Genomic DNA, 5,790 nt, shown 5'->3' with positions numbered 1-5,790 from the left:
TGGGTGGCGGCGTTGAGCAGCGACTCCAGCGGTCCGCGGCGGAAGAACCGGGACCAGACCGCGGCGAACACGGTCGCCCCCAGCATGAACATCAGCACGGGCATCCACGACTCCTGGCCGCTTTCACCCGCCGGCCCGCCCATCACGGACTGCGCGACGAAGTGGCCGACGTAGGCCGTCAGGGACATGGCGCCCACGGCGATGACCGGCTCCGACAGGCGGCGCAGCAGCGGCAGACGGTCCATCAGCACCGTCACGGATACGAGCACGAGGATCGCGACGCCCACGCTGCCGATGATGTCGAACGTGGTGCCGCTGTGCGGCCCGGCGGACAGCAGCTCCGAGGCCGCCCCCTGAGGCTCGAAGGATCCGCTGCCGAAAGACGCCGGATCGGAGCCGGCGAACGACTTCCCGCCCTCCGCCATGCTCCGCAACGCGTCCTTGCCTGCCAGCAGCAGGGACATGCCGTACGCGGCCGCCGTGAGAGCGGCGCCGAGCGCGGCCAGGCGCCACTGGACGGCGGGAGCGGCCAGGTCCAGGCGGGCCAGCGCCATACCGGCGATCACGAACGGCATCCAGGTGATCGCCGGGTAGAAGCCGGTGAGCAGCAGATCCAGCAGCCCGACATCGCTGAGCGCCTTGAGCGGGTCGTAGGCGTTGACGGTCTGCTGGACGGACTCGCTCAGCAGCGACCTCAGGACGAACGCCAGCTGCGGCGCGAGAAGGGCGAGCCCGCCCGCGATCACCGCGAGCGTCCCGGCGCGCAGCCGCACCAGGGGCAGGGCGAGAAGGAAGTAGACGCCGTAGAAGGCGAGGATGATCACGCCCCCGTACTCGATCGCCAGGGCGGTGCCCAGCGCCAGCAGGACCACGGCGCGGATCGCGATCCGCGCCTTCGCCTGCCGGCCCGCCAGACCGGTCTTCGGCTCCCTGTGGCCCGCGATCAGCATCAGCGAAAACCCGGCGAGGGTCGCGAACAGGACCGACGAGTGGCCGTCGGCCAGGTACCGCACCCAGCTGCCGACGCCGTCCGTGGCCGACAGAGGGGGCCCGATGTGGACGATGTACATGCCGAACACCGCCAGCGCGCGGGCCACGTCCAACCCCACCAGGCGCCCCGGCGACACACCGGTCGCGGCGGGCTCGGGTGAGGCCGGGGGCTGCGGAGGGGAGTGCTCCGCGGGAACTGCTGTCGGGTACGGCGGCTGCGTAGAGGTCATGGGGACAAACCTCGTGGTGGGTCCGGGAGGCGGACCATCCGGCAGCCTTCGGTGACCACCCCGCAGAAGGGCCGGAGCGCTCCCCCCGAGCGGCTGGAACGGGTCTGCCGGGTGGCGGGCGTCCCTCCGCGATCGCGCCGTCGCGCGCCGACGCGGCCGTACGCTCGGCAGCGAACGATCTCCGTACGGGAGCCGGGGTGCCCTCCGCCGCGTACGGGTCGCCGAGAACCGAGACAAGGCAGACGAGCGTGAGGCGGAACGCCGTGATCCGGGTAGTGGTGGTGGACGACGAGGCCCTGGTGCGATCCGGCTTCCGGATGATCCTGAACGCGTCCGACGGCATCCGGGTCGTGGCCACCGCGGACGGGGCGCAGGCGGCTGACGTGATCCGCCGCGAGGCGCCGGACGTCGTGCTCCTCGACATCCGTATGCCGGACGTGGACGGCCTGACCCTCCTGCGGCAGATCCGGGCCTTGCCCGCACCACCGCACGTGGCCATGCTCACCACGTTCGACACCGATGAGTACGTCCTGACCGCCCTGCGCTCGGGGGCCGCCGGCTTCCTCCTGAAGGACACCGAGCCCGAACAGCTCGTCCAGCTGGTGCACACCCTGGCCGCCGGTGGGGTGGTGATGTCCCCGAAAGCCTCACGGGCCCTGCTGCGCGGCCACCCGGGGGCAGGAGCGCCGCAGGACGCGGACGTGGCGCGCGTGGGCCTGCTCAGCGACCGGGAACGCGAAGTCCTCGTCCTGATCGCGAAGGGGCTGTCCAACGCCGACATCGGTACCCGTATCCATCTGAGCGCGGGCACCGTCAAGGACCACGTCAGCTCGATCCTGACCAAGCTGCGGGTCTCCAGCCGCGTCCAGGCGGCACTGCTCGCCGAGCGGGCCGGACTGCTCGGCAGGAACGGCGACGACGCGCCCCGGGACAACGGGCGATGAGCACCGGCCGGACGCTGTGGCGGCGGGTGCCGCCGTGGGCCGCCGACGCCGGCCTCGTCGTGCTCGCCCTGCTCGACGCCTGGATCAACCTCTTCGACGAGGGAGTACCCCTCGTGTGGGCCTGCGTCGCCATCGGCAGCGCAGGGCTGTTCCTGCGAAGGCGCTTCCCGCTCACCGTCTTCCTGCTGACGCTGCCCATGACCGTCTTCATGGAGGTAGCGGTTGCGCCGATCGCCGCCCTGTACACGCTGGCCACGCGCACCCGCGACCGCCGTCTGCTGGCCGGCTGCACCCTGCTGCACGCGGCGGCCGGCACGCTGGCCTGGCCGCTCTCCCACACGTTCACCGCCGACCGGGCCTGGACGCTCATCCAGTTCGTGTACACACTCGCCACAGCGATCGCTCCGGTCCTGTTCGGCCAACTCGTGCAGGCCAGGCGGGATGTGGCGCGCCAGCTCAGCGACGTCGAAGAGGCCCGGGAACACGAACGCGCCCTGCACGCCCAGACCGTGCTCGCCCGGGAGCGGGCCCAGCTGGCCCGCGAGATGCACGACGTCGTCTCCCACCAGGTCAGCCTCATCGCCGTACAGGCCGGAGCGCTCCAGGTCGCCTCCCAGGATCCCGACGCCCGCGAGGCCGCCCGCACCATCCGCTCCCTGAGCGTGAACACCCTCGACGAACTCCGCCACATGGTCACCCTGCTCCGCGCCTCGGGCGGCAAGGAAACCGAACTCGCCCCCCAGCCCACGCTCGCCGATCTCCAGCAACTGATCGCCAACAGCGGCATCGAGACGACCCTGACCGGTGAACTCCCGGCCGACATCAGCACAACCGCCCAACGCACCGTGTACCGCACGATCCAGGAAGCCCTCACCAACGTGCGCAAACACGCACCCGGAGCCCGCGCCGAGGTACGCCTGTGGCACGACGCCCACCACTACGGCGTCACCATCGCCAACACCGCACCCGCCCGCCCGGCCGTCGCCCTGCCCAGCTCCCGCCAGGGCCTGATCGGCCTGCGCGAACGCGCCGAACTGCTCCACGGCACCTTCACCGCCGGACCCACACCGCACGGCGGATACAAGGTCGAACTGCGCGCCCCCGCCCGGCCCGACTGAGACCGGCCCCACGCGTACCCTCCGGGGCCCTGGCGACTCGCCGGATCCTGCCGCGCCCCGCGCCGGCCACTCCGGCCCCCCGCGCGAGGCTGAGGCAGCACACCCACAGCCACAGCCTCAGCCGGGCCGAGCCCACCCGTGTCACCGACGTCCCGGGACAACACCCCTAGGACGCCTGTTTGGTGAACTCCATCAGCAGCCCCTCAAGGAACTCCCGCGTCTGCTCCGGGCTCAGCGCCTGCGCCCGCAGATGCTCGTACATCACGCTGTAGTGCTGCACGTCGTGCGGCTTCTCCAGATAGAGATCGTTGGTGACCCCCTCCAGGTACACCACCGTGGAATCCGAGTTCTCCGGGAACTCCATGATCGTGTACTGGCCGTTCACCCCCGGGTGCGCGCCCGCCGAGAACGGCATCACCTGAAGCGTCACATGCGGCAGCCGCGAACAGTCCAGCAGATGGTCGATCTGGCCGCGCATCGTCTCCAGGCCACCCACCATGCGCCGGAGCGCGCCCTCGTCCACCACCGCCCACATCCGCAGCGGCACCCGGTCCTCGTGGATGCGGTGCTGCCGCCGCAGCCGCACCTGCACCCGGCTGTCCACCTCCTCGCGCGCCACCTCCGGCAGCGCGCCGGCGATCACGGCCGCCGCGTAGTCGTGCGTCTGGAGCAGCCCCGGCACGATCTGCGGCTCGTACACCCGCAGTGAGGACGCGTCCATCTCCAGACCGATGTAGACGCTGTACGTCGGCGACAGCTCGGCGAACGCGTGCCACCAGCCCTGGAGCCGCGACTCCCGCGCCATCTGCATCAGGGACTCGATCAGCTTCTTGTCGTCGACCTCGTAGACCCCGCACAGATCACGCACGTCGCGCTGGCTTATGCTCCGGCGGCCGTTCTCCAGCCGGCTGATCTTGGACTGCGACACCAGCAGCCGGTCGGCGACCTCCTCCGCGGTCATGCCCTTGTCTTCGCGGAGCCGCCGCAGCTCCTGACCGAGCCTGCGGCGCCGGACAGTGGGATTGACATTGCCCGCCACTGACGGTGCACCTCCGTTGAGTGGATCAGTATGACTGGTGCTCAGCAGCCTGCCATCAACGGAGGTATGCCCGCTGGAAAACACCGGCATGGGGCACGGCCGGGGCGCGATCGCACCCCGGCCGCACCCCATGCCCGATGCGGCTCCCGGAGGTCAGTGGGAGAGCGAACGCGACCGCACGCGCACACCGCCGGACCGCGCCGGTGCCGGCGCCGTTCCGACGGCGGCCGGGGTCCGCTCCGGCGCCTGCTGCTGCGCTTGCTGCTGCTGGCGCCGGGCGGCGGCCTGGCCCGCCACCCCGTTCTGCACGTCCATCACCGCGTGGGCCACCAGCCCGCCCATCGGGTCGTGCCGGATCAGATCCCGCAGCCGGGAGCGGGATGACCGCCCCTCGTTCCCGGGATACAGATGCTTGCCGAGCCCCACGGCATGCGCGAGCGCCGCCAGCGCGGCGGTCCGGGCATCCGGTGGGGTTCCGGTACGGATGGCGGTGTCCAGCCGCGCCCGGATCTGCCGGCTGACGGCGGTGTCCGTCGCCTGATACCGGGTGGTCGGCAGCACGCCGCACATCTGGTTCTCGACCGCGTGCACCATGCCGCAGCGTTCGAGATGTGTGAGGTACGTCTGGCGCAGCCCCAGCCGGGGCCCGCCGATCCAGTTGACCGCCCGCACGGGGCTGCCACGGCGGCGCAGCAGCTCCAGGGCGGAGTCCAAAGTGGGATCTCCAGTCGGCCGTGGCAGCACCACGGCTATGCGGTCCCCGTCCGGGGCTATCCGTCCTGCCAGGGCCAGCTCCACAAGCTGGGCCCCGGCCAGGCCGAGGTCGAGTGACTGCGGCTGTGCGGTGGTACCCGTGGCCGGGTCCAGAGCGAGCAGCAGCAGCTCCTCCGGAATAGTCCTACGACTCCTGCTCATCCATGCCTCCCCGCGTGGATGAAAGACAGGGTGACGCCTCTCACATGCTGCTGTCGAGAGTGCGTGGTTGATTTGTGATGGAACCCGTAGATATATCGGGGCCGTCAAAGGGGGAGGAGGGCGGATTTCCGCCAGGCCGCGCGTGGTCAGCCACGGTGCACAGCACGCGGCAGACTGTTAGGGCCAGCGGCGAACGTATGAAGAACAGGTTGCTAGGAGGCACGGTGGCGGGCGAGTCCCCGGACATCGCGGAGCGGGAGCGGGATCAGCAGGAGTCAGGTGGAAGGACGTCCGGCCCCCCGGAAACAGTTCCCGCCGGGACCCCCGCCCCCACGAAGCGGAACATATCCGGGCCCACACCGGCCGGCGAGGAGCCGGCGGACCCGGCCGAACCGGCCGAGGACCCGGACGGAGACGGCGGCAAGGCCGCCGGCCCGGACGCCACGATGGTGTTCTCCCCGGCGGGTGCCCCGCGGGGACCGGAGGGGGAACCGGCACCTTCCGCCGAGGGCCGGCGGAACGGGACGGCCGGGGCGGACCCCGCCCGGCCGGAC

Annotated in this window: 5 protein-coding genes and 1 pseudogene; 3 read left to right on the top strand and 3 right to left on the bottom strand. The window is 71.3% G+C overall.

The window, feature by feature from the left end; all coding sequences use genetic code 11:
• Positions 1-1,220 (bottom strand): DUF418 domain-containing protein (locus ACFV5N_RS23715; protein WP_385603348.1); only part of this gene is annotated, 1,220 nt, incomplete at its 3' end.
• Positions 1,221-1,537: 317 nt separating this feature from the next.
• Between ACFV5N_RS23715 and ACFV5N_RS23710 the strand changes: the two genes are divergently transcribed.
• Both ACFV5N_RS23710 and ACFV5N_RS23705 read left to right on the top strand, forming a co-directional pair.
• Positions 1,538-2,164, top strand: coding sequence for a response regulator (locus ACFV5N_RS23710; protein ID WP_385603351.1), 627 nt, complete (start codon positions 1,538-1,540; stop codon positions 2,162-2,164).
• Positions 2,161-3,282 (top strand): sensor histidine kinase, encoded by a 1,122-nt coding sequence (locus ACFV5N_RS23705; RefSeq protein WP_385603345.1) that lies wholly within the window; start codon positions 2,161-2,163, stop codon positions 3,280-3,282. The genes ACFV5N_RS23710 and ACFV5N_RS23705 overlap by 4 nt, the downstream gene beginning before the upstream one ends.
• Positions 3,283-3,448: 166 nt before the next feature.
• On the opposite strand, the gene ACFV5N_RS23700 is transcribed toward ACFV5N_RS23705, so the two are convergent.
• Complete coding sequence (locus tag ACFV5N_RS23700; RefSeq protein WP_385603342.1) at positions 3,449-4,321, bottom strand: helix-turn-helix domain-containing protein; 873 nt, start codon at positions 4,319-4,321, stop codon at positions 3,449-3,451.
• A gap of 153 nt (positions 4,322-4,474) precedes the next feature.
• On the bottom strand, positions 4,475-5,236 hold the full coding sequence (locus ACFV5N_RS23695) for a GPP34 family phosphoprotein (protein WP_375065608.1): 762 nt from the start codon (positions 5,234-5,236) through the stop codon (positions 4,475-4,477).
• Positions 5,237-5,460: 224 nt separating this feature from the next.
• On the opposite strand from ACFV5N_RS23695, the pseudogene ACFV5N_RS23690 reads away from it, so the two are divergent.
• Positions 5,461-5,790: pseudogene (locus ACFV5N_RS23690) on the top strand (hypothetical protein); the annotation flags it as partial.

The sequence above is a fragment of the Streptomyces sp. NPDC059853 genome, assembly GCF_042731495.1.
Classification (GTDB): domain Bacteria; phylum Actinomycetota; class Actinomycetes; order Streptomycetales; family Streptomycetaceae; genus Streptomyces.
This window is presented reverse-complemented; position numbering and strand designations above follow the sequence as displayed.

What these genes read in the sequence shown, in the direction of transcription:
- ACFV5N_RS23710 (WP_385603351.1), top strand. Translation starts at nt 1,538, where the DNA reads ATGATCCTGAACGCGTCCGACGGCATCCGGGTCGTGGCCACCGCGGAC.
- ACFV5N_RS23705 (WP_385603345.1), top strand. Translation starts at nt 2,161, where the DNA reads ATGAGCACCGGCCGGACGCTGTGGCGGCGGGTGCCGCCGTGGGCCGCC.
- ACFV5N_RS23695 (WP_375065608.1), bottom strand. Translation starts at nt 5,236, where the DNA reads ATGAGCAGGAGTCGTAGGACTATTCCGGAGGAGCTGCTGCTGCTCGCT.